The organism is Promicromonospora sp. CA-289599 (assembly GCF_050936155.1).
Lineage (GTDB): Bacteria > Actinomycetota > Actinomycetes > Actinomycetales > Cellulomonadaceae > Promicromonospora.
This window is the reverse complement of the sequence record NZ_JBNJNI010000001.1, coordinates 1,959,749-1,982,118: the sequence shown is the minus strand read 5'-3', so window position 1 is coordinate 1,982,118 and position 22,370 is coordinate 1,959,749. Positions and strand designations below refer to the sequence as shown.

The 22,370-nt window shown below is 71.0% G+C and carries 26 protein-coding genes, 1 tRNA gene and 1 riboswitch; of the genes, 14 read left to right on the top strand and 13 right to left on the bottom strand.

Going from position 1 to position 22,370, the window contains the following annotated elements; translation table 11 throughout:
* Positions 1 to 4: 4 nt before the first annotated feature.
* Complete coding sequence (locus ACQEVI_RS08695; protein ID WP_432896971.1) at positions 5 to 655, bottom strand: 5-formyltetrahydrofolate cyclo-ligase; 651 nt, start codon at positions 653 to 655, stop codon at positions 5 to 7.
* A 227-nt stretch (positions 656 to 882) separates the two neighbouring features.
* Between ACQEVI_RS08695 and ACQEVI_RS08690 the strand changes: the two genes are divergently transcribed.
* The 3 genes from ACQEVI_RS08690 to ACQEVI_RS08680 all read left to right on the top strand — a co-directional run bounded on the left by ACQEVI_RS08690 (position 883) and on the right by ACQEVI_RS08680 (position 2,857).
* A complete protein-coding gene (locus tag ACQEVI_RS08690; protein ID WP_432896968.1) occupies positions 883 to 1,494 on the top strand; it encodes a GNAT family N-acetyltransferase in 612 nt (203 codons plus the stop codon).
* 60 nt (positions 1,495 to 1,554) lie between these two features.
* On the top strand, positions 1,555 to 2,682 hold the full coding sequence (locus ACQEVI_RS08685) for a hypothetical protein (protein WP_432896965.1): 1,128 nt from the start codon (positions 1,555 to 1,557) through the stop codon (positions 2,680 to 2,682).
* Between the two features lie 102 nt (positions 2,683 to 2,784).
* Positions 2,785 to 2,857, top strand: a tRNA-Ala gene (locus ACQEVI_RS08680).
* A 90-nt stretch (positions 2,858 to 2,947) separates the two neighbouring features.
* On the opposite strand, the gene ACQEVI_RS08675 is transcribed toward ACQEVI_RS08680, so the two are convergent.
* The 3 genes from ACQEVI_RS08675 to ACQEVI_RS08665 form a co-directional block, all read right to left on the bottom strand.
* Entirely contained in the window at positions 2,948 to 4,501 is a 1,554-nt protein-coding gene (locus tag ACQEVI_RS08675; RefSeq protein WP_432896962.1) for an alpha-L-fucosidase, read from the bottom strand.
* Positions 4,502 to 4,631: 130 nt separating this feature from the next.
* A complete protein-coding gene (locus tag ACQEVI_RS08670) occupies positions 4,632 to 5,147 on the bottom strand; it encodes an N-acetyltransferase family protein (RefSeq protein ID WP_432896960.1) in 516 nt (171 codons plus the stop codon).
* Between the two features lie 69 nt (positions 5,148 to 5,216).
* Complete coding sequence (locus ACQEVI_RS08665; RefSeq protein ID WP_432896957.1) at positions 5,217 to 6,059, bottom strand: SDR family NAD(P)-dependent oxidoreductase; 843 nt, start codon at positions 6,057 to 6,059, stop codon at positions 5,217 to 5,219.
* Positions 6,060 to 6,194: 135 nt separating this feature from the next.
* Between ACQEVI_RS08665 and ACQEVI_RS08660 the strand changes: the two genes are divergently transcribed.
* The 6 genes from ACQEVI_RS08660 (at position 6,195) to ACQEVI_RS08635 (ending at position 11,128) form a co-directional block, all read left to right on the top strand.
* Positions 6,195 to 6,656 carry a hypothetical protein gene (locus ACQEVI_RS08660; protein ID WP_432896954.1) on the top strand — a complete coding sequence of 154 codons (462 nt, stop codon included), beginning with the start codon at positions 6,195 to 6,197 and terminating at the stop codon, positions 6,654 to 6,656.
* A 108-nt stretch (positions 6,657 to 6,764) separates the two neighbouring features.
* Positions 6,765 to 7,586, top strand: a complete 822-nt coding sequence (locus ACQEVI_RS08655; protein WP_432896946.1) for a C40 family peptidase — start codon at positions 6,765 to 6,767, stop codon at positions 7,584 to 7,586.
* Between the two features lie 109 nt (positions 7,587 to 7,695).
* Positions 7,696 to 8,166, top strand: coding sequence for a hypothetical protein (locus ACQEVI_RS08650; protein WP_432896945.1), 471 nt, complete (start codon positions 7,696 to 7,698; stop codon positions 8,164 to 8,166).
* Positions 8,167 to 8,284: 118 nt separating this feature from the next.
* Entirely contained in the window at positions 8,285 to 8,854 is a 570-nt protein-coding gene (locus tag ACQEVI_RS08645; protein WP_432896943.1) for a DUF305 domain-containing protein, read from the top strand.
* A gap of 60 nt (positions 8,855 to 8,914) precedes the next feature.
* Positions 8,915 to 10,351 carry a copper resistance CopC/CopD family protein gene (locus ACQEVI_RS08640; protein ID WP_432896940.1) on the top strand — a complete coding sequence of 479 codons (1,437 nt, stop codon included), beginning with the start codon at positions 8,915 to 8,917 and terminating at the stop codon, positions 10,349 to 10,351.
* Between the two features lie 114 nt (positions 10,352 to 10,465).
* Positions 10,466 to 11,128 (top strand): ANTAR domain-containing protein, encoded by a 663-nt coding sequence (locus tag ACQEVI_RS08635; RefSeq protein WP_432896937.1) that lies wholly within the window; start codon positions 10,466 to 10,468, stop codon positions 11,126 to 11,128.
* A gap of 184 nt (positions 11,129 to 11,312) precedes the next feature.
* On the opposite strand, the gene ACQEVI_RS08630 is transcribed toward ACQEVI_RS08635, so the two are convergent.
* Positions 11,313 to 12,638, bottom strand: coding sequence for a glycoside hydrolase domain-containing protein (locus tag ACQEVI_RS08630; RefSeq protein ID WP_432896935.1), 1,326 nt, complete (start codon positions 12,636 to 12,638; stop codon positions 11,313 to 11,315).
* Positions 12,639 to 12,789: 151 nt separating this feature from the next.
* On the opposite strand from ACQEVI_RS08630, the gene ACQEVI_RS08625 reads away from it, so the two are divergent.
* Positions 12,790 to 13,323 (top strand): GNAT family N-acetyltransferase, encoded by a 534-nt coding sequence (locus ACQEVI_RS08625; RefSeq protein ID WP_432896932.1) that lies wholly within the window; start codon positions 12,790 to 12,792, stop codon positions 13,321 to 13,323.
* A gap of 45 nt (positions 13,324 to 13,368) precedes the next feature.
* Here the strand turns inward: ACQEVI_RS08625 and ACQEVI_RS08620 are convergent, their stop codons facing one another.
* The 6 genes from ACQEVI_RS08620 to ACQEVI_RS08595 all read right to left on the bottom strand — a co-directional run bounded on the left by ACQEVI_RS08620 (position 13,369) and on the right by ACQEVI_RS08595 (position 16,550).
* Positions 13,369 to 13,752, bottom strand: coding sequence for a zf-HC2 domain-containing protein (locus ACQEVI_RS08620; protein ID WP_432896929.1), 384 nt, complete (start codon positions 13,750 to 13,752; stop codon positions 13,369 to 13,371).
* Positions 13,753 to 13,904: 152 nt separating this feature from the next.
* A complete protein-coding gene (locus ACQEVI_RS08615) occupies positions 13,905 to 14,612 on the bottom strand; it encodes a haloacid dehalogenase type II (protein ID WP_432896926.1) in 708 nt (235 codons plus the stop codon).
* A 17-nt stretch (positions 14,613 to 14,629) separates the two neighbouring features.
* The gene (locus ACQEVI_RS08610; RefSeq protein ID WP_432896923.1) at positions 14,630 to 15,202 is read right to left on the bottom strand and encodes a TetR/AcrR family transcriptional regulator; all 573 of its coding nucleotides are present in this window, start codon (positions 15,200 to 15,202) and stop codon (positions 14,630 to 14,632) included.
* Entirely contained in the window at positions 15,199 to 15,915 is a 717-nt protein-coding gene (locus ACQEVI_RS08605) for a DsbA family oxidoreductase (protein ID WP_432896920.1), read from the bottom strand. The genes ACQEVI_RS08610 and ACQEVI_RS08605 overlap by 4 nt, the downstream gene beginning before the upstream one ends.
* Positions 15,915 to 16,085, bottom strand: a complete 171-nt coding sequence (locus tag ACQEVI_RS08600; RefSeq protein ID WP_432896917.1) for a hypothetical protein — start codon at positions 16,083 to 16,085, stop codon at positions 15,915 to 15,917. Before ACQEVI_RS08600 ends, ACQEVI_RS08605 begins: the two co-directional genes overlap by 1 nt.
* A 54-nt stretch (positions 16,086 to 16,139) precedes the next feature.
* Entirely contained in the window at positions 16,140 to 16,550 is a 411-nt protein-coding gene (locus ACQEVI_RS08595; protein ID WP_432896914.1) for a RidA family protein, read from the bottom strand.
* Between the two features lie 94 nt (positions 16,551 to 16,644).
* Between ACQEVI_RS08595 and ACQEVI_RS08590 the strand changes: the two genes are divergently transcribed.
* Positions 16,645 to 17,016, top strand: a complete 372-nt coding sequence (locus ACQEVI_RS08590) for a winged helix-turn-helix transcriptional regulator (protein ID WP_432896911.1) — start codon at positions 16,645 to 16,647, stop codon at positions 17,014 to 17,016.
* A gap of 38 nt (positions 17,017 to 17,054) precedes the next feature.
* On the opposite strand, the gene ACQEVI_RS08585 is transcribed toward ACQEVI_RS08590, so the two are convergent.
* Positions 17,055 to 17,945 carry a LysR family transcriptional regulator gene (locus ACQEVI_RS08585; protein ID WP_432896908.1) on the bottom strand — a complete coding sequence of 297 codons (891 nt, stop codon included), beginning with the start codon at positions 17,943 to 17,945 and terminating at the stop codon, positions 17,055 to 17,057.
* 86 nt (positions 17,946 to 18,031) lie between these two features.
* Here ACQEVI_RS08585 and ACQEVI_RS08580 point away from each other — a divergent pair, with 86 nt between their 5' ends.
* Positions 18,032 to 19,141: a TDT family transporter gene (locus tag ACQEVI_RS08580; RefSeq protein ID WP_432896905.1), complete on the top strand. Its 1,110-nt coding sequence runs from the start codon at positions 18,032 to 18,034 to the stop codon at positions 19,139 to 19,141.
* A gap of 36 nt (positions 19,142 to 19,177) precedes the next feature.
* Here ACQEVI_RS08580 and ACQEVI_RS08575 read toward each other — a convergent pair whose 3' ends face one another.
* Entirely contained in the window at positions 19,178 to 20,263 is a 1,086-nt protein-coding gene (locus ACQEVI_RS08575) for a phosphotransferase family protein (protein WP_432896903.1), read from the bottom strand.
* 358 nt (positions 20,264 to 20,621) lie between these two features.
* Positions 20,622 to 20,699, top strand: a riboswitch (ZMP/ZTP riboswitch).
* 17 nt (positions 20,700 to 20,716) lie between these two features.
* Here ACQEVI_RS08575 and ACQEVI_RS08570 point away from each other — a divergent pair.
* Entirely contained in the window at positions 20,717 to 21,580 is an 864-nt protein-coding gene (locus ACQEVI_RS08570) for a bifunctional 5,10-methylenetetrahydrofolate dehydrogenase/5,10-methenyltetrahydrofolate cyclohydrolase (RefSeq protein WP_432896900.1), read from the top strand.
* Between the two features lie 81 nt (positions 21,581 to 21,661).
* The gene (locus ACQEVI_RS08565) at positions 21,662 to 22,312 is read left to right on the top strand and encodes an SDR family oxidoreductase (RefSeq protein WP_432896897.1); all 651 of its coding nucleotides are present in this window, start codon (positions 21,662 to 21,664) and stop codon (positions 22,310 to 22,312) included.
* Positions 22,313 to 22,370 lie beyond the last annotated feature (58 nt).

The following is a 22,370-nucleotide window of genomic DNA, read 5'->3' as shown; positions in this document are numbered from 1 at the left end:
AGCCCTAGCTCCCGCCGAGCAGGCGCCAGTCGGTGGTCGTCGCGACGGCGTCCACGCGGACGTCGTGCTCCTCGAGCGGGAGCGGGTGGTCCGCGGCGTCGTACACCTCTTCCGGGAAGACGACGGCGATCACCTTCGCCCCCGGCCGCAGGTGCGTGAGCACCCGGTCGTACCAGCCGCCGCCCTGCCCGAGCCGCACCCCACGGGTGTCGACCGCGATAGCCGGCGCCAGGACGACGTCGGCCAGCTTGATGGCGTCGGTGCCCAGCGTGGCGCCGCCGGGCTCGGGCGGCCGGCCGGGCGCGCGTTCGAGGAGGTCGTGCGGGCCGGTGTAGTCGGCCCAGTCGCGGGCCAGGCCGGCCCCGAGCACGGGAAGCAGCACCCGGATCCCGCGGTCCATCAGGCGGTCCAGGAGCGGCAGCATGCCGGGTTCGGCGCTCCGTGCCGCGTAGGCCGCAACACAGCCCGCGTCGCGAACGTCGGGAATTGACTCGATGATGTCCGCTAGCGATTCAGCAGCCTGGGCCCGTTGCCGGGCCGACCGATGGCCGCGCTGTGCGCGGATCGCGCGGCGGAGCTCTTCCTTGGCGTCACCTGTCTCCATCCCGGGCGTGACGGGGTAAGGCTGTGGCGTCGGAACAGAGATGCCGCTCATGACCGCTATTGTGCCAAGACTCCGAGACAAGATTGTTACGAACAGCGTACGAAGAAGGCGAGAACATGACCGAGCGGCTGCTCGACGGGTCCGACACCACCGAGCGTGGTAGACCCGCTCCAACGCCGGGATTCGTCTTGGAACGTGGCAAGGGGCGAACGATGATGCCGTCGAGCAAGTCGGACGTGCCAGAAGGCACGACGGGAAAGTTTGTTAAGGGGTGGACGGTGGCCAAGCCATGGCCGGTGACGCTGCGCGAGGACACGTCGGCGGGTGCGGTCGTGCTGCGCCCTCTTCGGCGTCGGGACGCGACCGACTGGTCCCGGCTCCGGGCCGAGAACGCAGCCTGGCTGGAGCGTTGGGAGGCGACGGCGCCCGGTGCGAACCGGTACATCGCCTCGACGTTCGGTGAGTACGTGCGCTCGCTCTCCGCGCAGGCCCGCGCAGGGACGTCGCTTCCCTTCGGTGTGGAGCTCGACGGCGCGCTCGTGGGACAGCTGACGGTCTCCTCCATCACGTGGGGATCGATGTGCTCGGCGAGCATCGGGTACTGGGTGAGCGAGAGCGTGGCCGGTCGGGGCGTCATCCCCACAGCCGTGGCGATGGCCACCGACTACGCGTTCTTCCTGGGGCTGCACCGCATCGAGATCAACATCCGGCCCGAGAACAAGCCGAGCCTTCGTGTGGTCGAGAAGCTGGGGCTGCGGGACGAGGGCGTGCGCGAGCGGTTCCTGCACATCCAGGGTCAGTGGCGGGACCACCGAACCTTCGCGGTCACCCGCGAGGAGGTCCCGGAGGGGCTGCTGACGCGCTGGCAGCGCCTGCGGGAGGCGCTCTGACGGCAGGACACGCCGCGCGTGGTGCCGCTGGGCGCGGCAATGCTCGCCTAACGTCGTGTCGTGGAATCGACTGCAGGACTGACAGCGGTAGCGCTGTTCGTCCTGTGGCTGGGCTACTGGCTGCCAAGCCTGGTGCGTTACCGGTCAGAGCTCGCCGACGCGCGAGTGACCGACCGGTTCTCGGCAGGGCTGCGCATCGTCGCGATGAGTGGCTCCGGACGGAAAGGAGGGGCGATGGTTACTGACGGCAAGCCGCGGGGGACCGGGCAGGGTGTGCCGCGCGTCGCCCGCCCGACCCCGAAGGGGCACCCGCTCCAGATCATGGTCCGTGGCCGCCCGCTGACGGCGGAGCGCATCCGCCGGGTCGAGCGGCGTGCGCGGCGGGCCGCGCGTGCCCGGCGTCGTCTCATCGTGTCCGCGTTCCTGATGGTGTGCAGCATCGCTGCCTGGGTGTTCGTCGGTCTCGACCGGCTGCACTGGGGCATGGCCGTCGCGCCGTCGGCGATGCTGCTGTTCGTGCTGTTCCTGGGCCGCCGTGCGGCCCGGGCGGCACGGCGGGCGGACGCCCGGTGGCAGGCGACCGTGCGGGCGGCGCGGCAGCGCGCCACGCAGGCTCGCGTCCTGGCGAACGGCGGGCCCTACGCGCCGCGAAACCGGGCGCAGGTCACCGGTTTGGCGACCCACGGCTCGAGCACGCAGACGCAGGCGATCCCACGGGTCGTTCGCAAGGACGTGCTCGACGAGATCCTCGACGGCCCGGCGAAGCCGAAGGTCGTCGAGGTACCCGTCGAGGACGACGTGCAGGCGGAGCCCCCGGCGGAGGCCAAGGAGCCGACGAAGCGGGACCAGCCGCCGAGCGGGCGCGCCTGGGACCCGGTCCCGGTTCCGCTGCCCACCTACGTGACCAAGCCGGCGGCGCCGCAGCGTCAGCCCGCGGCACTTCCGGGCTCGTCGACGGCGTCCAGGGGCTCGGCAACCTCTTCGGGGCCGACGGCGGGTGCTCCGGGCCGGCAGCCGGGGTCCGGTGCGGTGCTGCCGCCATCGATCCCCGTGTCCGGCTCCGCCCGGGTCGGGGCCGACCCGGTTGCCGAGGACGAGCTCATCCGGGGCGAGGCGCCGCGCACGAAGTCCGAGACGCTGGGCAAGCCGCTGGAGGAGATCCTGGCGCGACGCCGGGCGGCCGGGTGACGTCGCCGGTCGAGGCCGCGCGGGTCACGTGCTCGTGACCCGCGCGACACCGGGAGAAGTTGCGGATCACCTGAGGTGAAGTGCTACTCTTCTGCAGTCCGAGGGGCTATGGCGCAGTTGGTAGCGCGCTTCGTTCGCAATGAAGAGGTCGGGGGTTCGAATCCCCCTAGCTCCACCCGGTGAAGGCCGCTGATCCGCTCGAAAGAGCAGGTCAGCGGCCTTCGACGTTCCTCGCAGGGCACCGATCTGGTCGTTCGGCGTGGGATCACGCCGGCGCCGGCGCCACCGTTCCCTCATGGATGTAGTCGTGACGTCGCGGCTCTGTGCGAGGCGCCAGCTGGATGCGCAGGGCGACGCCGGGCAGGTCGGCGTGGGCAGGGCCGATCTCGACCTCGAGCGCGTCGGCCGTGCGCCGCCAGCGGGGAGGTTCGGGGTGGCCGAGCACCTCGACTCCGGCGATCTCGTCGGTCAGCAGCCCCAGGTGGGTGCCCCACGACCGCACGCGTGCCACCCCTGACTCGGGCCGGCGCAGCAGGATCGCGTAGACCTGCTCGCCCATGTGGTCGACGCGGCGGGTGAAGCGGATGTCGTGCTCGGTGAAGGCGATCGGGGTGCCGTCGACGAACGAGCCCTCCGCGACGCGCGTCGGGCCCTCCTCCGCGACGATCCAGGGCCGGGTGCCGTAGATGGCCTGGCCGTAGGCGCCGAGCCAGCGGCCCAGGCCCCGGGCGAGCTCGACCTCACGCTCGTCGAACGTGCCGTCGGCCTTCGGGCAGAAGTTCAGCAGCAGCGCACCGTTCTTCGAGACGACGTCGGCGAGCTCGGCGACCAGCTCGGGCAGCTCCTTGTAGTCCTGGTCGGGATGCCAGCTCCACGAGTTGCGCGAGACCGACGTGTCGTTCTGCCAGACCTCGGACTGGATCCGGGGCTTCGCCCCGCGCTCGATGTCGCGCACCGCGCTGCCCGGCGCGAACGCCCCCCACTTGTACTGGATCACGACCTCGACACCCCATTCGGCGGCGCGGTTGTAGTAGTACGCGGCGAGACGGCGCAGATACGGCTCGAAGGCGGGCTGCTCGATCCACCAGTCGAACCACAGCACCTGCGGCCGGTAGAGGTCGATGATCTCGATCGTGCGCAGCAGCCAGTCCTGCAGGAACGCCTCGTTCGGCGCGGTCTCCTCGCGCTGAGCCGGCCCGTAGAAGTCGTGGACGCGCGGGTCCAGCACGTCGGAGTCGAACCGCGTGCCCGGGTTGAGGAAGAACCAGTGCTCCGCGCGGTGCGACGAGGCACCGACGACCATGCCCGCGCGCCGGGTCGCGGCGGCGAGATCGCCGTACACGTCGCGCTGCGGTCCCAGGCGGGCCGCCGTCCACCGGCTGCGCGCGCTGTCGTACATCGCGAAACCGTCGTGGTGTTCCGCTACCGGCATGACGAATTGAGCGCCCGCGACGCGGAAGAGCTCGGCCCACGCGTCCGGGTCGAAGCCCGACATGTGGAAGTCGGGGATGAAGTCCTTGTACCCGAACTCACGGTGCGGTCCGTATGTCGCGACGTGGTGCTCGAACTCGCGGGACCCCTCCGTGTACGCGGTGCGCGGATACCACTCGGAGCCGTAGGCCGGCACCGAGTAGACGCCCCAGTGGAGGAAGATCCCGAACTTGGCGTCCTGGTACCAGCGGGGCGGCCGATAGCCCTTGAGCGATTCCCAGTCGGCGGAATAGGGCCCGCGTGCGACGACCTCGTCCACACGACGCAGCGCATCACGGTTGTCGGAGACATCGACCGGGTCCGGCAGGGTGTTGAGATCAAGTGGCATGGCTGCTCTCTCCCAAGGGGACGTGGAGGTGGTCATCGGTGACCAAGGCGCAAGCTGATCAGACAAATGCGTTCCCCATGGGAGCACCGGACCGCCATCGGCCCGCATCCGAAGCGTAATCATCCGATCTTTAGTCCGTCAACCTCCTCGCTGGCTGCCCTGGCTGACAGGCATGGCCTTCTGATGCCCGACCGGGGCGCCATACGTACCGCACGTCCGGCTCGTGCTCCTCGTTGCCCTGACCGTCGGTGTACTCAGCAGCCACGAAGTCGTGCCGCTCGTAGAAGCGACGCGCCGACTCGTTGACCTGGAACGTCCAGAGCGTCAACCCGGCCGGGCGAAGCCGCTTCGCCAGGTGCACGAGCTGGCCGCCGATGCCTCGACCCTGCCAGGCCGGGTCGAGGTAGAGCTGGTCCAGGGCTTCGCCGTCCACCACCATCATCCCGACCACCGAACCCTCGACCGTCGCCACCCACGTCTCCTGGTCGGGCACGACCACCTCGCGGAACCAGGATCGGACCTGGTCGTCCGTATGAGCTCGGCGCACGCTCGGCAGCGCCGCCGTGAAGGCACGCAGCCATACCTCGGCTACCGCGGCGGCATCGGAGTCGACCGCACGGCGGACGGCGAAGTCGTTGGTCTGCACAGCGGCGCATGCTCGCAGACCCACGACGCGGCCCGCACGGGAATTCCCCGCTCCGTGCCCGGGTCGAGCTCAGTTGCCTCTGGCCATGGCGAGGGTGCCCCTGAGGTCGAGCCCGGCCTTGGTCCCGCCGTCGCACAGGATGTCGACGCCGGTGAGGTAGCCGGGCCGGTCGCTGGCGCAGAAGGCGAGGACCTCTGCGATCTCCTCGGGCTTCCCGTAGCGGTGCAGGGCCGCGTACTCGACGAGTTTGTGCGATCCGCTCTTCTCCTCCAGCCGACCCATGGTGGTGTCGAAGCTGCCGGGGGAGACGGAAAGGATGCGTGCACCCTTGGCGCCGAACCGCGCGGCCATCTCCTGGGAGTACCACATGACGAAGTTCTTGCTCAGGGCGTAGGCCAGCCCGGAGCGCAGGTTGCGCGGCAGCAGGTTCGCGCGGGCCGTGAGCCGGGACGCGAAGCGGGCGGGGTCTGTGAACGCCAGCCGGTAGGCACGGTGGGATATCAGGGCCCGGGGCGCCATGTGGGCGGCGGAGGAGGCCACGTTGACCATGGCGAAACCCTCGTCCGCGAGGGCGAGGGCAGCCTCGGTGACATGGATGGTCCCCAGGGCGTTGATGGCGATCATCTTCCCGGCATCACCCATCTGCGGGCTGACGCCGGCGCTGTGCACGACCGCGCGCAGGGTGCCGTCGGCGTCGGCCTCGCCGAACAGGTCCTCGACCGACTGCCGACTGGTGATGTCGCAGCGGGCGGAGACGGCGTCGACCCCGTCCTTGGTCAGCTGCGCCACCGCGTCGTCGAGGCGTTCCTGGTTCACATCGGCGATGACGACGCGGTGGTCGCGGCCGAGGATTCGCGCTGTCGCGAGGCCCATGCCGCCGGCGCCGCCGGTGACTATCGCTGTGTCGTTCATGGTTCTTCTTTCCCCTGGGTGCGGTGGCGTGCTGCTCGGTGCGGCGCGTCGTACGCGCATCATCCCTCCCAGCGAGCCCGATCACAGCGCATGGTTGCGTCCCAGCGTGTCCATTCCGTTACTCTGGGGCTCGCCATGAACCTGACACGTGCCGCCCGTTCGCCGCTCGCCGCTCCTCGGCGTGGGCTCGCGAGCGTCCTGACGGCCATGTTCCTCACGCTCGTGGTCCTGGGCGTGCAGGCTGTCTGCGGTGTCCACCTGGACGACGCCGGTCACGGTGGCCCATCCGCGTACGGCGCGGCGGGGCATCACGCGGCGCAGGCCACGGCGACCGCCCCGGACCAGGTCACCGGCGTGGCTCCCGGGCAGCACGGCGACGGTCACCACGGCGAGGGTCCGAACCACTGCGCCGAAGATCGCCCGGTGACCGCACGGTCCGATCGGTCGGTGTCGCCCTCCATCGACCTGGCACGGGCCCCGACCCTCGCCATGCAGTGGCTGGTGCCCGAGCTCGCGCACCACTGCCCGCAGGAGCCGTCGGGCCTGGCCGTAGCCGCAGCGCCGTCGCTGCACGCCCTCGGGATCTCCCGGACGTAGACCACCACGTCCCGTCGACACCACCCATCCGGGTGTCGACCGGTTCAGCGCGCCCCGAACCCGGGCCGCGCGTGTGGTTCTACTCCGATCCGAAAGGTCCCAGCTTTCATGGAGCCCAGCTTCAACCTGAACCCGGCCGTGCGCGGCCGTGGTCGTCACCGGGCGGCGCACCGCCCCGTCCTGGCCGACGTCGCCCGAACCGCCACCGAGCAGGCCGCCGCGTTCGCCGGCCGCACCGCCGTGGCGGCGGCGGCCGGTTCCGGCGTCCTGCTGTCCCTGGTGGCCCCGTCTGCCCAGGCGGCACCCGCCACAGAGGTCAGCTCGTCGCTGGCCGGCAAGGCCGTCAGCGGCACGCTCGATACGGTCGACCTCAACGCCCTGACCACCCAGGCCAAGGAGTCCGTCGCCGCCGCACCCGTGGTGACCGTCGCCACCGACGCCAAGCTGAACGTCGAGGCCACCGCCGTCTCCGTGATCTCCGCCGAGGAGAACGAGGAGTACCAGGCGGAGCTGGCCGCTGAGGCCGAAGCAGAGGCGGAGGCCGAGGCAGCCGCAGCCGCAGAAGCCGCCGCTGCCGTCGAGATCCCGGCGTCGGCCAATGGATCGGCCATCGTGTCCATCGGGATGCGGTACCTCGGGGTGCCGTACCTGTGGGGCGGCGCGACCCCGGCCGGGATGGACTGCTCCGGGTTCACGTCCTACGTCTTCGCGCAGGTCGGGATCAACCTGCCCCGGACGTCGTCCGAGCAGCGGTACGCGGGGACCGAGGTGCCCTGGTCCCAGGCGCAGCCCGGTGACCTGCTCTGGTCGCCCGGCCACATCGCGATCTACGCCGGTGACGGCATGCAGATCGAGGCACCGGTGCCGGGCAAGTCCGTCCGGTACACCCAGGTCTGGCAGTCCAACCCGGTGGTCCTGCGCGTTGGCTGACCTACCCGGCGCGAGGGGCGGACGTCGCGCCGCCCCTCGCGCCGGCAACGGGCAGCGCGGTCCACGGTCGCGGTTTCATCGCCATCGGCGGTGGGATAGCCTCCGTGCCGTGCGTGTGATCTCGCTTCTTCGTTCGACCGTCGCCGGGCCTCGCCGGCGCCCGGTCGGCGTGCTGGCGATCCTGACGGTGATCGTCGGCGTGGTCATCATGCACTCGATGAGTGGGTCACCGACCATGCACTCGCATGCCGTGCCGCACGAGGCCCCCGTGGTCGTCGCGGAGCAGGTCACCTCAGCCGCCACCGCTGCCACCGCCACCGCCGTCGTCAGGCCGGTGGCGGAGGCGCCGGACGGCCACGGCGAACGGGGCTCGGGCGCCTGCGAGGGATGCTGCGGCGACAGTCTCGCGACGGCGATGTGCCTCATGATCCTCGTCGCGCTCCTGTCCCTCGTCGTGCCCGCACGCCGGCTGCTGTGGCGAGCCCCGCTCGAGCTGGCGATGTCCCTCACGACGGCGGTGGTCGGCGTCCGCGCCGTCGCCGCTCCTTCCTTGCACGAGCTCTGTATCTCGCGGACGTAGAAGTTCTCGGACGTAGACCCGGGTTCAGCGCCGCTACCCGCGCCGAACCGACAGCCCTGCCGTGCCCAGCGCGGCCGGGTCAGTGACTGCTACCCCGAGACGAGCTAGAGGAATACCCATGAAGCGCACCGTTATGTCTGTCATCGTCCTGGCCGGAGCACTTGCCCTCGCGGGCTGCTCAGGCGAGGAGCCCGCGCAGGACACCACGACCGTGGCCGGCGAGCAGGCAGAGCACAACGACGCGGACGCCATGTTCGCGCAGATGATGATCCCGCACCACGAGCAGGCGATCGAGATGGCCGACGTCGTCCTGGCCAAGCCCGACGTCGACCCTCAGATCACCGAGCTCGCCGAGCAGATCAAGGCCGCCCAGGCGCCCGAGATCGAGGAGCTCGGCCAGTGGCTGGACACCTGGGGCGCCGAGCGCACCGCTGAGCACTCGGGCCACGCCGGGATGAGCGGCATGATGTCCGAGGAGGACATGCAGGCGCTCACCGACGCCGCGGGCCCCGAGGCGAACCGGCTGTTCCTGGAGCAGATGATCGCGCACCACCAGGGCGCGGTAGAGATGGCGCAGACCGAGATCGAGTCCGGCCAGGACGCGGGCGCGGTAGAGATGGCGCAGACGATAGTCGACACGCAGCAGGCCGAGATCGCGACGATGGAGGACCTCCTCGCCTCGATGTGACCCTCCGGTGGTGCGCCGGCACACGCCGGCGCACCACCCCTGCTGTGAAGGAGTCCGCACATGCGCCGAACCTCGCGCTCCGGCACGGTCGTGATCCGGGCGGCCGTCGGGGTGCTCGCGGCGCTCGTGCTCGCGCTGTGGTGCGCACCGTCTGCCACGGCACACACCCGGCTGGAATCCTCCGCTCCTGCCGCGGGGTCGACGTCGGACGCTCCCGTCGCCGAGGTCACGCTGCGGTTCACGCTGCCGGTGAGCCTGCTCGGCGAGGGGATGGTGATCGACGGACCGGAGGGCGCCGTCGTGGCCGACGTCGCCGCCGCAGAGGACGGCCTGGTCGTGGTGGCGACGCCGTCCGAGGCGCTGACCGCCGGCGACTACACGGTCACCTGGACGGCCGCCGCCCAGGACGGCCACCCGCTGGAGGGCACCTTCGGCTTCATCGTCGCGGGCGCGGGCGCGGGCCCGAGCGAGCCGGCGCCCGGAGACACAGGAACGCCGTCTGCGGGTGCGAGCCCCGGTGCGGGTCACGACATGAGCGGCATGGACCACGACATGGGCCACGAACCCTCAGCGATGGACAGCCCGGTGACCGATGCCGCGGCGACGGTCGCCCGGCTCGGCAGCGCGGTCACGCTCTGGAGCGGGCTGGTCGCGGCCGGTGCCCTGGCGTTCGCGGCCTTCGTGCTCCGGGGGCGCGACGAGGCGGACGCGCCCGTAGTGCTGCGGCTCGCCCGATGGGCGGGCGTGCTGATCCTCGGCGGGCTCGCCGTCCGGGTGCTGGCCGGATCGGTGTTCGTCGCTCACGGCGACCTCGCCGCGGCCGTCTCACCAGCGGCGATCGCCGACTCGCTCACCGGCACCACCCTGCGGGAGGTCGGCCTCCAGGCCGCCGGTGCTGTCGCGCTCGCGGTGGGCGCCCGGCGGACCTTGCGCGGTTCGTGGCTCGCCGTGATCGGTGCCGTGCTGGTGGGTGCCGGGCACGTCCTCGGCGGTCACAGCAACACCGTCGAGCCACGATGGCTCGTCGTGTCCGCCGACGTCGCGCACCTCGCCGCAGCCGCCACGTGGGTGGGCGGCGTCGTCTCGATGGGCCTCCTGCTGCGCGCCCGGCACCGGGACGGCTACGACCTCGACGCGGCGCTGATGGCCGCCCGCTTCTCCGTCGTAGCCGCCCTCTCCGTCACAGTGGTCGGCGTGGCCGGCGTGGTGCTGGCGGTCGGCATCATCGACCGCCCGGAGCAGCTCTGGCAGAGCACCTGGGGACTCCTGCTGCTGGCCAAGGTCGGCGTCGTCCTGGTGGTCGGCGCGATCGGTGCGTACAACCACTTCCGCGTCGTGCCGAGGCTCACGGCCCGACGCCGCGGGGTGGTGCGCCATGCCGGACGCTCCCGCGTGGCCGGCAGCATGCTGCTGCGCAGCGCAGGACGCGAGACCACCCTGATGGTCGTGATCGTCCTGCTCACGGCCTGGCTGGTCGCCGCGTCGGTCCAGACCTGAGCCCGTCCGGCTGCTGGTCGACGTGCCTGACCGCTCAGCACGGTGACAAATCAGGCAGTGCGACTGGAATGCCGTGATGCAAGAGTGAGCGTGGGGGCAAGGAGGTGTGGACTGATGGACCCACCGGAACTCTTGAGCGTGCTCGTACGGAATCTCGCCGAGACCGGCGACGATCGGCCGTTGCTGATGCGGCTGTGTGAGGCATGGGTCGATACCTTCCAGGCACAGGGCGGGGCGCTGACCGTCTCGGCCGGCCCGGGAGAACAAACCGCCGTCAGCACGCCAGGTGTGTTCGAGGAGCTCGAGCCGCTCCAGGAGGTGCTGGGTGAGGGCCCGGTGCACCAGGCCATGGCCGAGGACCGGTTGGTGGTCGTGCGCATCGGCACGTTGGTGGACGAGTACCCCGTGTTCTCGCAGCTGACCAGGTCGGTCGGTGGTGGGGCGCTGCTGTACGCCGTGCCGGTACGCGATGAAGGCCTGGTCGTCGGGGCGTTCAGCCTGTACGTGACCGCTGACCCGCGTGCCCGTAGCGCGGAGGGCCTCCAGTTCGTGGCCGACGCCGTCGGCGCGGTCCTGCTGGGCAGCACCGAGCTGCTCGACTGGTCCGAGAGGAACCCGTTCCACCTGGCCACCGGCATGGTCGTCGCCCAGCTGGGGATCGGCCCCGACGACGCGTCCGCGATGATCCGGGCGCATGCCTTCTCGAGGTCGACGAGCCTGCTGTCCGCAGCCCGGGACGTGCTCGAACGCCGCGTGACGTTCTCGTACGACGAGTAGGTCGTTCACCTCGAACCCGGCGGCGCTGGCAGGGGAGGTCCTGGCTCCGGCCCAGGTTACGGAGCGACCACAGGACGCGGTGCGGTGCGTATCCGCGATGGTCGGGACACCCCACGGAGAAGCCCGCGTCGACGAGCCGGGGAGCCACGCGGTGCCAGGTCGCCACGTCGAGGTTGTCGAAGCGTCACGGGCAGCGCGGGACCGGTGCGCTCCAGGTGTGGCTCGAACGGTTCGAGACGTAGTAGTCACTGACCCAGCGATCGTCGCGCAGCTTGTTCCACACCGCTGAGGTCCCGATCCTGGTGCCCGACTTCTGGCACACCACGTGGGCCAGGGCGCCACGAGGCAGTGGGCTTCCGGTGACCGCGTACGAGGTCCCGGGCCCGGTGCGGGCGTTGAGCGAGGTGACGGTCACCTGTCCCGGGTAGATGCACCGCGGGAGCACCCGGGTGAACCCGGTGCTCGACGGCGTCGAGACGTAGTAGTCGCTGACCCACGCACCGCTGGTCAGCCGGTTCCACACGGCGGTCGTGCCGACCTTCTGCCCGGTCGTCTGGCACATCACGGACAGCGTGGCGCCGGGCGAGTAGGAGCGGACGACGGGGTAGGTCGACGACGGGCCGGTGCGGGCGTTCAGCGGCGTACTGCTCGTCACCCTGTAGGCGCGTGCGACGGTGGCGACGGGTGCCCGCAGGGAGTCGGAGTCGATGTTGATGGTCACTCCGCCCCAGGTCTCGTCGTGGTCGCCGCGGTACTGCTTCGCCCGCTGGAAGTCGGCCCAGTGCGAGTTCGGCGCGGTCGGCCAGCCGGTCAGCGCGGAGTTGCCGTCCCAGCGGGCCATCCACACCGCGTCCGGACGGGCGTACGTGGTCGAGCCGTACGAGTCGGAGAGGTCGCGCAGCCCGGAGTCCTGGTGGACGTACACGCCGGCCAGGTACCCCGAGGCGTGCAGCTTCTTCGTCCACGCCGAGACATATCTGAGCACCGCGGTGCGGCACGACGAGACCGCGCGGTCGTAGTGCTCGATGTCCGCGTACAGGGCACTTCCCGGCAGCAGGCCGAGCGCCTTGGCCCTGGTGACCGCGTCACTCGCGTCCGAGGTCCCCCGGCTCGTGGCGTTGTCGGCGGTGAAGTGGTTCGGCTTGTCGCCGAACATGCAGTACGGCTGGTAGCCGAGGTAGGTGGGCAGCAGCTTCCAGCCGCCCGCGACAGCGTCGCGGACCCAGCTCGAGGTGAGGTTCGGCTGTGCGCAGGCGCGGTTGTTGCCACCGAAGTAGATGTTCACGGTGGTGTACGGCGAAGTGCCTCTCCAGGCCTGCAGCGCGGCGAGCGACGGCGCGGTACAGGCGTCGAACCCGAGGCCGACGGCGCGCGTCACCGTCGAGCCGGACGGATACAGGACAGGGGTCTCGGGCTCGGCGGCCGCGGGGGCGGTCAGCCCTGCGAGGAGGATCGCCAGGCTGCTGCCGAGAACGGCCGCAGCGCGGAGGATCGTGTGTGTGGCGGCCATGGCGCACCTCCTGCTCACGGACCAGTCGTCCTGTCGAAAGTGTGCGCCTGTTCGCGCCCTTGCGCGAGGGACGAAAGCCCCGACTTCGTGGGTGGTCCCGAGGTTCACCCGCTGCGGATCCGGCGTCGGGGCGCCTGTTACCGTCGCGGCCATGGAAGATCCCACCTCGCGGGAGGTAGTGCTCGAGACCGATCGCCTCCTCCTCCGGCCCTGGCGGGTGTCTGAGGCCGCGGTACAGCGCGAGATGTGGACCGAGCGCGACCCGCGGGTCCCTCCGCACCGTCGGATCGACGCCGAGGGCCGCCCCAGCCTCGAGGACATCAAGGGCTGGATCCGCGGGCAGTCGCGATCCGGCTCTCTCGCCCTGCTTGCGGCGGAGCGCAAGGGGTCCGGCGACGTCGTCGGCTACTGCGGGCTGATCGCCAGCGCCCACGGGCAGGACGACGAGCCGGAGCTGGCCTTCGAGCTGCTGCGCCGGGCCTGGGGCCAGGGGTACGCGACGGAGGCCGCGCGGGCGGTCCTCGGCTGGGCGCACGAGTCGGGCTACCGACGTCTCTGGGCGACGGTCCGTGCCTGGAACGCCGCCTCGCTCGGTGTGCTGGCGAAGCTCGGGTTCGTCGAGACCGGCCGCGTGGAATGCGACGAGGCGCACGGGGACTCGCTGTTCCTGGCCAAGCGGCTGTGACCGGCCGGGCGGTTCAGCGAGCGGCCTTCACCGAAGGCTTCCGGGCTATCGACGGCGGCGCGGACCGAGCCGCTCGGAGACGTCCGCGCGGCTGACGGTCAGCGTCTCCGACTCGGCCACGGTGCGGCGCGCCCAGGACGCTTCCCGGATGTCGATGAACGCACGGATGCACTCGGCGCAGCCGTCCAGGTGGAGCTCCAGGCGCCGCACGCGGTGAGGCGGAAGGTGCCGGCCGAGGTAGTCGTGCATGGCGGCGCGGGTGGAGCGGCACTCCGGTCCGGTGACGGCGCGGACGTGGGCGACACGGGGTGCCGCGCCTGCCCGGACCTCGTCGGGCAGCGGGAAGTCCGCCATGGAACCGTTGGCCTCACCTTCGGTGTCGAGGACCGCGCGCAGGTCGTCGATACCCAGGTCAATGGCGATCGTCACGCGTTCCAGCCCCCTGTGCGCACGGCGTCCGGTTTTGACCGGCTGGGACCTAGTTTTACTGTGGATGTGGATTCATCGAAATTTGGGTGTGATATGCCCTTTGTAGTGGTCACCGGCGAGAGTGCGTCCGAGCAGTTCCGACGCCGTTCCCGTCAGCCGTGCTCAGCCAGGTCGAGCAGCTGTCCGTGCAGGTCCAGCAGGTTCGTCGCCCGCAGGTCGAACGTGTCGTCCGGGCCGGGAGGGTCGCCGTCGGGCCGCGGCACGTACGCCGTCCGCATGCCGGCCTTCGCGGCGGCCCGCAGGTCCCAGGCGTGCGCGGCCACCATGACCGGGGTGCCGGACCCGGTGGGTGCGCTGTCGATCGCCAGCGCGTAGATCGCCGGGTCCGGCTTGTACGTGCGTGCGTCCTGGCTCGACAGCACCTGGTGCCACCGCATTCCGGCTTTCGTGCTGATGCCGGCCAGCACCCGGCGGCTGGCGTTGGACACGCCGAGCACCGAGAAGTCGGCGGCGAGCAGGTCCAGGCCGGCGACGCTGTCCGGCCAGGGCTGCAGCCACTCGGACGCGTCGGCGAGCCGTGCGGCGGCGTCGGGCCGCAGCAGGTCCTCGCGAACCAGCGCGCCCAGCGCCTCGCCGTCCAGCTCGTGACTGGGTACGAACGCGCGCCGTCCCTCGACGATCGAGCGTTCCTGCTCGGCGACGTGTCCCAGCCACCGGCGGGCCACCTCCGCCGCTGCACCGCTGTCGATCCCGGCCACCGCCGTCACGCGCCGTTCCATGCTCCCGGTCTGGTCGACCAGGGTGCCCAGGACGTCGAAGACGAGGGTCGGACGGGTGGTCCCTTTCGTCGCAGGTTCCATACGTTCACCGTAGATGACTAGTCGCCGCGCAGGCCCCGGAGGGTGTATTCCGAGCGCCGGCGGTAGCCGTCGCGCGGTTGTTCGGCGCAGGCCCGGGCGATGATGCCGCGTTCCCAGATGAGGAGCCAGACGTCCTCGGCGGTGAGGTCCGCCCGGACCTTGCCGGTGGCCTGGGCGTCGGCAAGGAGCCTTCCGGCGTTCTCGTTGGCGTGCTCGCACAGGGCGTTGACCGCCCCGGAGGCGGGCATGGACCGCAGCAGGACGTCGTTCGCGGCGGGCTCGTCGTACTGGAGCAGCCAGATCTGCCGGAGATAGCTCTCGAACCGTTCGACCGGGTCGTCGATCGCACCGACCGCCGTGATGATGCCCGTGATGCGCTCGGCGACGAGCTCCTCGACCACCGCGTCGATCAGGCCCTGCCGGCCCCCGAAGCGGTGGTAGATGGTGCCCTTGCTGACGCCCGCCGCGCGCGCCACCGCTTCGAGCGGGGTGCTCAGCCCGTGGGCGCGGAACACGTCGAGGGCAGCCAGGCGGATGCCCTCGACGTTGCGCTGCGCGTCGGCGCGCAGGCGCGGGTTCTTGGACGTCACCGACCGGCCCCGGCCGGGGTGGCATCGGCGGGCGTACCGACCGTCTCGGCCCAGCTCGTGTCCAGGGCCTGCAGGAACGCGTCGACCGGCTGCGCGCCCGAGACGGCGTACTTGCCGCCGAACACGAAGAACGGCACACCCTGTATGCCGTACTGGTGGGCCTGCTGGATGTCGGCTTCGACGGCGTCCGCGAACTCCCCGCTCTCCAGCGCGGCGAGAGCGGCGTCTCGGTCCAGGCCGACCTCGGCGGCCAGGTCTGCCAGGACCTGGTGGTCGGCGACGTTGAGCCCGTCGGTGAAGTACGCCTTGAACAGCTGCTGGACCAGCTCGTGCTGCTTGCCGTGCGCGGCCGCGAAGTGGCTGAGCTGGTGCGCGGTGCGGGTGGCCACCGCCTGGGCCTGGTCCAGGCGGTAGTCCAGGCCGATCTGGCGGGCGCGCTCGGTGACCTGGTCGTTCATCGCCTGGGCCTGTTCGCGCGGGAGGCCGTGCTTGGCCGACAGCAGCTCGGTCGGGGTGACCGGGGCGTCGTCGTCGGTCAGGTGGGGCATCAGGAGGAAGCTGTGGTAGCGGATGTCGACGCCCGAGGCGTGCGGGAACTTCTCCAGGGCCTGTGCCAGGAGCGTGTCGCCCATGTAGCAGAACGGGCACATCACGTCGCTCCACACGTCGACCACCAGGCGGTCCGTGGCCTGGCCGAATGCCTCGCCGGCCATCAGGAGCACACCCCGTCCAGGTCGCAGACGCCGAACGCCTCGCCCGTGGGCAGGAGCTCGAACGGCGACGCGGGCGGGGGCGACGCGGTGGCGTCGACGGCCTCGGTGGTCTTCTCCGCGGGGGAGCCGACCACCGGGGCCGGATCCGCGATCACATTACTTGACGTCATGGTCAAGAACCCTAGGCAGAACTTGAACCGTGCGTCAAGATCGCGGTCCGCTGCTCAGTCGAGGACGGCGAACGCCTCCACCTCGACGAGCACGTCGGGCTCGAACAGGTAGTCGACGCCGATGAGCGAGACGGGCGGCAGGGGCCGCGGGATGCCGAGCTCGTCGGACACGCTCTCGAGGCCCGCCATGAAGTCGCCCATCTTGTCGGGGCTCCAGTGCGTGACGAAGAACCGGAGGCGCACGACGTCCGCGAAGGTCGCGCCGGCACCGGCGAGGCCGCGGGCCGTGTTGCGCAGCGCCTGCGCCACCTGGCCGGTGAGGTCGTCGGGCGCTATGTGGTTCGCCTCGGCGTCGCGCGCGATCTGGCCGGCCACGTGCACCTGGCGGCTGCCCGTGCCGATCGAGACGTGGTGATAGGGGACTGGCTGGAACATGCCCTCGGGGGTGAGCAGCTGGACGGTCATGGGAGGTCCCTTCGTCGCGGGGTCTAGGTTGTCGGTGGAGCGGTATCGCATGTCTACCTGGTGTCCGAAGGGAACTTCAACGAGACTAGGTTTCATGCCGGATACCACCGAACACGCAGAGCGCATACTGATCTCCGCGCACCACCGTGAGCTGCTCGACCAGGTGCTCGACAAGTGGTCGCTGCAGGTGCTGGACGAGCTGTGCGAGCAGCCGCTGCGGTTCAACGAGCTGCGCCGCGCCATCCCGGTCGTCACCCAGAAGTCGCTGACGGCGACGCTGCGGCGCCTCGAGCGCAACGGGATGGTCGACCGGGTCGTCGTGAGCTCGCGCCCGATCGCCGTCGAGTACCGCATCTCGGCACTCGGGCGATCCATCCAGGACCTCATCGACGCGCTGTTCCACTGGAGTGCCGAGAACATGCCCGACGTCGAGCGGGCGCGGGTGCGGTTCGACGCCGAGGGCTGATCCCGGAGCGTGAGGTGGCCGGCGAGGGCGCCGTCGGCTCAGCCGTTTCGCGCCGCGACTGTCAGCAGCTTCTCCAGCAGCGGGAGGGGCGACGCCCCGGGGGACCGGATGGCGCGCAGCTCACGGACGAAGCGCAGGCCCTTGACGGGGACGCGGACCAGCCGGCCGGCGGTGAGGTCGTCCCGGACGGCCAGGATGCTGAGCACCGCCGGCGCCGCACCCGACGCGACGGCCGTCCGCACCGCCGCTGTGGTCGGGAGCTCGGCCAGCGGGGTGGCGATCTCGTGCCCGGCGTCGGTCAGGAGCCGTTCGGCGCTGAGCCGGGTGCCGGAGCCCTTCTCGCGGGTGACGAGCGGTGTGCGCGCGAGCTCGGCGGCGGTCACGCCCCGCCGTCGGGCCCAGGGATGCTGCGGTGCGACGACGGCGACGAGCTCGTCCTTCGCGACGATGGTGGTGACCAGGCCCGGGATCTCGGTGGGCGTCTCCACGAACCCGAGCTGGTGGCTGCGGTCGGTGACCAGCTCGATGGCGTGCGCGCTGTTCGTCGCGGTCACCGAGACGGCGTGCTCGGTGGCGTCCTGGCCCCGGAGCGTCATGAGCCAGCGAGGGAGCAGGTACTCCGCGACCGTGAGGCTCGCGGCGATCGCCAGGGGTCGTGCGTGACCGGCGGTGCGCAGCGCGGCGACACCGGCGTCGAACCGGTCGGCCGCCTCGACCGTCTCGGCTGCCCACTGCGCCGCCATCGTGCCGTCGAGGGTGAGCGTGCTGCCGCGCGGCCCGCGGACCAGGAGCGCCACCCCGAGCATGCGTTCCAGCCGGCGCATCCGGGTCGACGCCGCCTGCTGGGTGATACCCAGCGTCCTGCTCGCGGCGGTGATCGAGCCGACCTCCGCGATCGCCGAGAGGAGCCGGAGCGACGGGAGATCCACACCGCTCCCAGCTACAACGTGAGGTTGTGGTTCCACAATGAGATCGAGGATACCGGCCAGGTCCACCGGTAGGGAGACTGAGGCGTATGGCCCGCTTCAGCATCGCGAACGTGACACCCAACTGGTTCGCCTCGGTGATGGGCACCGGGATAGTCGCCAACGCCGCGGTGACGCTGCCCGTCCACATCCCGGGCCTGCGCCAGGCCGCGGTCGGCCTCTGGCTGCTCGCGTCCGCGATGCTCGTCTTCTTCCTGACCGCCACCGTGCTGCACTGGCTGCGGCACCCCGCGGCCGCGCGTGCGCACCACGCCGACCCGGTGATGGCGCACTTCTACGGCGCCCCGCCGATGGCGCTGCTCACCGTGGGCGCCGGGACGCTCCTGATCGGCCGGGACGTGGTGGGCCTGCAGGCCGCGGTCGCCATCGACGCGGTGCTGTGGACCGTAGGGACGCTCGCAGGCCTGGTCAGCGCCGTGGCCGTGCCCTACCTCGCCTTCACCCGGCACCGGAACGCGCCCGACGCGGCGTTCGCCGGATGGCTCATGCCCGTGGTCCCGCCCATGGTCTCGGCCGCGACCGGCGCGCTCCTGCTGCCGCACATCGCGCCGGGGGAGGCCCGCGAGACGATGCTCCTGGCCTGCTACGCGATGTTCGGGCTGAGCCTCGTCGCGTCGCTCGTGATCCTGCCCCAGCTCTGGAGCCGGCTGATGCACCACCAGGTGGGCGCGGCCAGGATGGTCCCCACCCTGTGGATAGCGCTCGGCCCGCTCGGCCAGTCGGTCACCGCGGCCAGCCTGCTGGCGGCCAACGCCGCCGGCACGTTCGGGGCCACGTTCGAGCGTGGGCTCGTGTACTTCGCCGTCGTCTTCGGGGTCTCGGTGCTGGGCTTCGCCCTGATGTGGGCGGCGATCGCCGCCGCCGTCACGGTGCGCGCCGCGGTCCACGGGCTGCCGTTCTCGCTCACCTGGTGGTCGTTCACGTTCCCGGTCGGCACCTGCGTGACGGCGACCGCCGGGCTCGCCGCGCACACCGGGCTGACGGCGCTCGCGGTGCTCTCCGTGCTGCTCTTCGCCGGGCTGGTGGTGGCGTGGGCGGCTGTCGCCGTCCGGACCGTGTGGGACGGCCTCGGGTGGCGGCTGGTGCCGGCACCGGCCGAGGTGCTGGGCGAGCGCCGCGCCCTGACCACTGTGGGCTGAGCCGGCCGGCGCTCGGGCCGGCGGCTGAGGACGGGATCAGCGGACCGCCGTCACGACTCTGGCCGCGGCCGCCCAGGACAGGGCGCGCAGGCATCCGGACCGGATGTCGTCGAGGTGCGCGGCGAGCTTCGCCGGGTTGTCGTGCTGGAAACCCTGGCGCACCAGCGTCAGACCGGGGCCGAGGCGGAGGTGCAGCCCCCAGGTCAGGTGCGCGATCGCGAAGCCGAGGGCCGCGGCATGGCGCAGGTCGATCCCGGCGAGATCGCTGAGGGCTCGGCCGTACGTCTCGAGGACTGCCGGCTCGTCCAGCTCGCCGGAGCCGCCGAACCCGCGGTAGAGGGAGACGAAGGTGCCGAGGTCGAACCCCACGGGGCCGACGCCTACGTGCTCCCAGTCGATGAGGGCGAGGGTGCCGCGCGGGTCCAGCCCGGCGTTGCGGGGCGTGAGATCGCCGTGGACCAGGGTCTTGGGCAGTTCCGCGGCGCGTGCGCCCAGGCTCTCCGACGCGTCCAGGCAGGTGTGCAGGTCGCGGATCTGATCGGGGGTGAACAGCGCCCGGAGCAGCGGGTCGTCGGCCAGTGCCTCGAGGTTCTCGTGGCCCGCCTGGATGTGATGGGTGTAGGCGGCGTAGCCCTCCAGCTCCAGCCAGGGGGCGTCCAGCAGGCCGGGGCGCAGCACGCCCGGGATGTACAGGAGTGCGGCACGCCTGGCGGCGATCGTCGCGGTGTCGGGGGTCCAGCTCTGCTGCAGGACGGCGCCGATGTCACGCATCACCACCCAGGTGAAGCCGTGGTGGCTGAACACCGTCGCGGCCGGTGGCGTCGTCAGCCCGTTGGGCAGCAGGTCGGAGATGCCGCTGCCGTAGAAGTGCGCCTCGCGGCGGTCCAGGAGGCTGTCGCGCGAGTCGAGCAGGGTATGGCGGCCCCAGCCCAGGATCTTGACCGCCCACAGGGAAGGGCAGGTGTTCGGCGCCGCGATGCTCGCCCGCAGGACCGCTGCCTGACCGAAGGCGGTCGACTGGTCCACCACCGAGAGAACTCGCGCGCCCGCTCCCCAGGGGCCGTCGTGCGAGGCCAGCGCGGCCTCGATCGTGTCGGCGTCGGGCAGGACACGCTCGGTCATCGGTTTCCTCACGGCAACGGTGCTGTGGAATTTTCGGACGTACCACATCCGACCACGACTGGGCGAAAAATGCGCATTTCATTCTTGATGTGACGGGATCTCGCGGCCGGCTCTCGTGGCGCATGTCGAGATTCCGGCGGCGGCTCCGTCCCAGGGTCAGAGGCGGCCGCACGAGCCGCGCCGGCCCCACGGGCCGTACAACTGTCCGCCGGGTAGCCAGCGGTGATCTGGTGCTGAAGAGCCCGACCGCAGACCCGAACCCGGAAGCTTGGCCAGTAAGATCGCTTTCGATCTCACGGCGCAGGGCCAACGGTTTCGCTCCAGCCGTAACCGCCGGCAGTCTCACCGACCGGTAGTCTTACGACATCGCGACTGGCGCGGGTGGGTCACCACCAGGGAGCGACGTTCGGACGCATCGACCGCCTGGGTGCTCCTCACTCTTGAGGAGTTGCCATGAGCGCGATCATCATGGATGGCACCGCAGTCGCCGACGCCATACATCAGGACACCACGCGCCGGGCTGCGCGGTTCGAGCGTGCCAGCGGTCGCAAGCCATGCTTAGCGACACTCCTTGTCGGTGACGACCCGGCCTCGCAGACCTACGTACGAATGAAGACCAACCGGTGCCGATCGGCCGGTCTGGACTCGCGTCGATACCATCTCGGCAACGACGCCACCACCGAGGACGCCGTTCAGCTCGTGCGCGACCTGTCTGCTGACGAGAGTGTCGACGGGATCCTGGTCCAGCACCCGATGCCCGCCCAGATCGACGAGCGGGCCGTGTTCGAGGCGATCGCCTCAACCAAGGACGTCGACGGCGTGACAGCAGCGTCCTTCGCCGCCATGGCCCTGGCCGAGCCTGGGTTCGCCTCGTGCACGCCCGGCGGGATCATGCGCATTCTCGACGCCTACGACGTCGACCCCGCCGGGCAGCGGGCCGTCGTGGTCGGTCGCAGCCCCATCTTGGGCAAGCCGGTAGGAATGCTGCTGCTCGCCCGCGACGCGACCGTCACCTACTGCCACTCCAAGACCGCGAACCTGCCCGATGTCGTCGGTGAGGCCGACATCGTCGTCGCTGCCGTCGGACGACCCGAACTCATCAGGGGCGATTGGATCAAGCCCGGCGCGGTCGTCATCGACGCCGGCTACAACCCCGGCAACATCGGCGACGTCGAATACACGTCAGCAGCAAGCCGAGCTCGCCTCATCACTCCAGTGCCCGGCGGTGTCGGACCCACGACCATCGCCGTCCTCCTGGCCCAGACCGTCGACGCCGCTGAGGCCAACCAAGGTGATACCCGGGAACACTCGGCCTGACCCTCCCGCCACAGCAGTCGCTGACCTGGAATCAGCGACTTCCGGCATAGCCTGGAGCCGAACCCGACGGAAGGAAGCACCATGTCCCGCGTTCTGATCATCGGTGGCCACGGCAAGATCGCGCTCCGGCTCGCCCCTCTCCTCGTGGAGCGAGGCGACGTCGTCACGAGCGTGATCCGCAATCCCGACCACGGGGACGAGGTAGCGGCCACCGGAGCGATCCCGGTGATCGCCGACGTCGAGCACCTCGACACCGACGGGCTGACCGCGCTCCTGGACGGGCAGGACGCGGTGGTCTGGTCGGCCGGCGCGGGCGGCGGGAACCCGGAGCGCACCTACGCCGTCGACCGCGATGCCGCCGTCCGCTCGATGGACGCCGCGCAGGCGGCGGGCGTATCGCGCTATGTGATGGTGTCGTACCTCGGTGCCGGGCCTGGTCACGGGGTGCCGGAGGACAACTCGTTCTTCGCCTACGCCGAGTCGAAGACGGCGGCCGACGAGCACCTGCGTGCCTCCGACCTCGACTACACGATCCTGCAGCCCGGCCCGCTGACGCTCGACGAGCCCACGGGACTCGTCGAGGTGGCCGACCCGGGCGACGGCAGGGTCTCCCGTGCCGACGTCGCGGCCGTGGCCGCGGCCGTCCTGGCCGACGACAGCACCGTCGGACGCACCATCCCGTTCGGCAACGGTGAGACGCCGATCGCGCAGGCGCTCGCCACGGTGCCGTAGGCCCTGTGCCGGGCGGAACCGATCACCCCGATTGATCAGTTGCCCGCCGTCAGGGTTG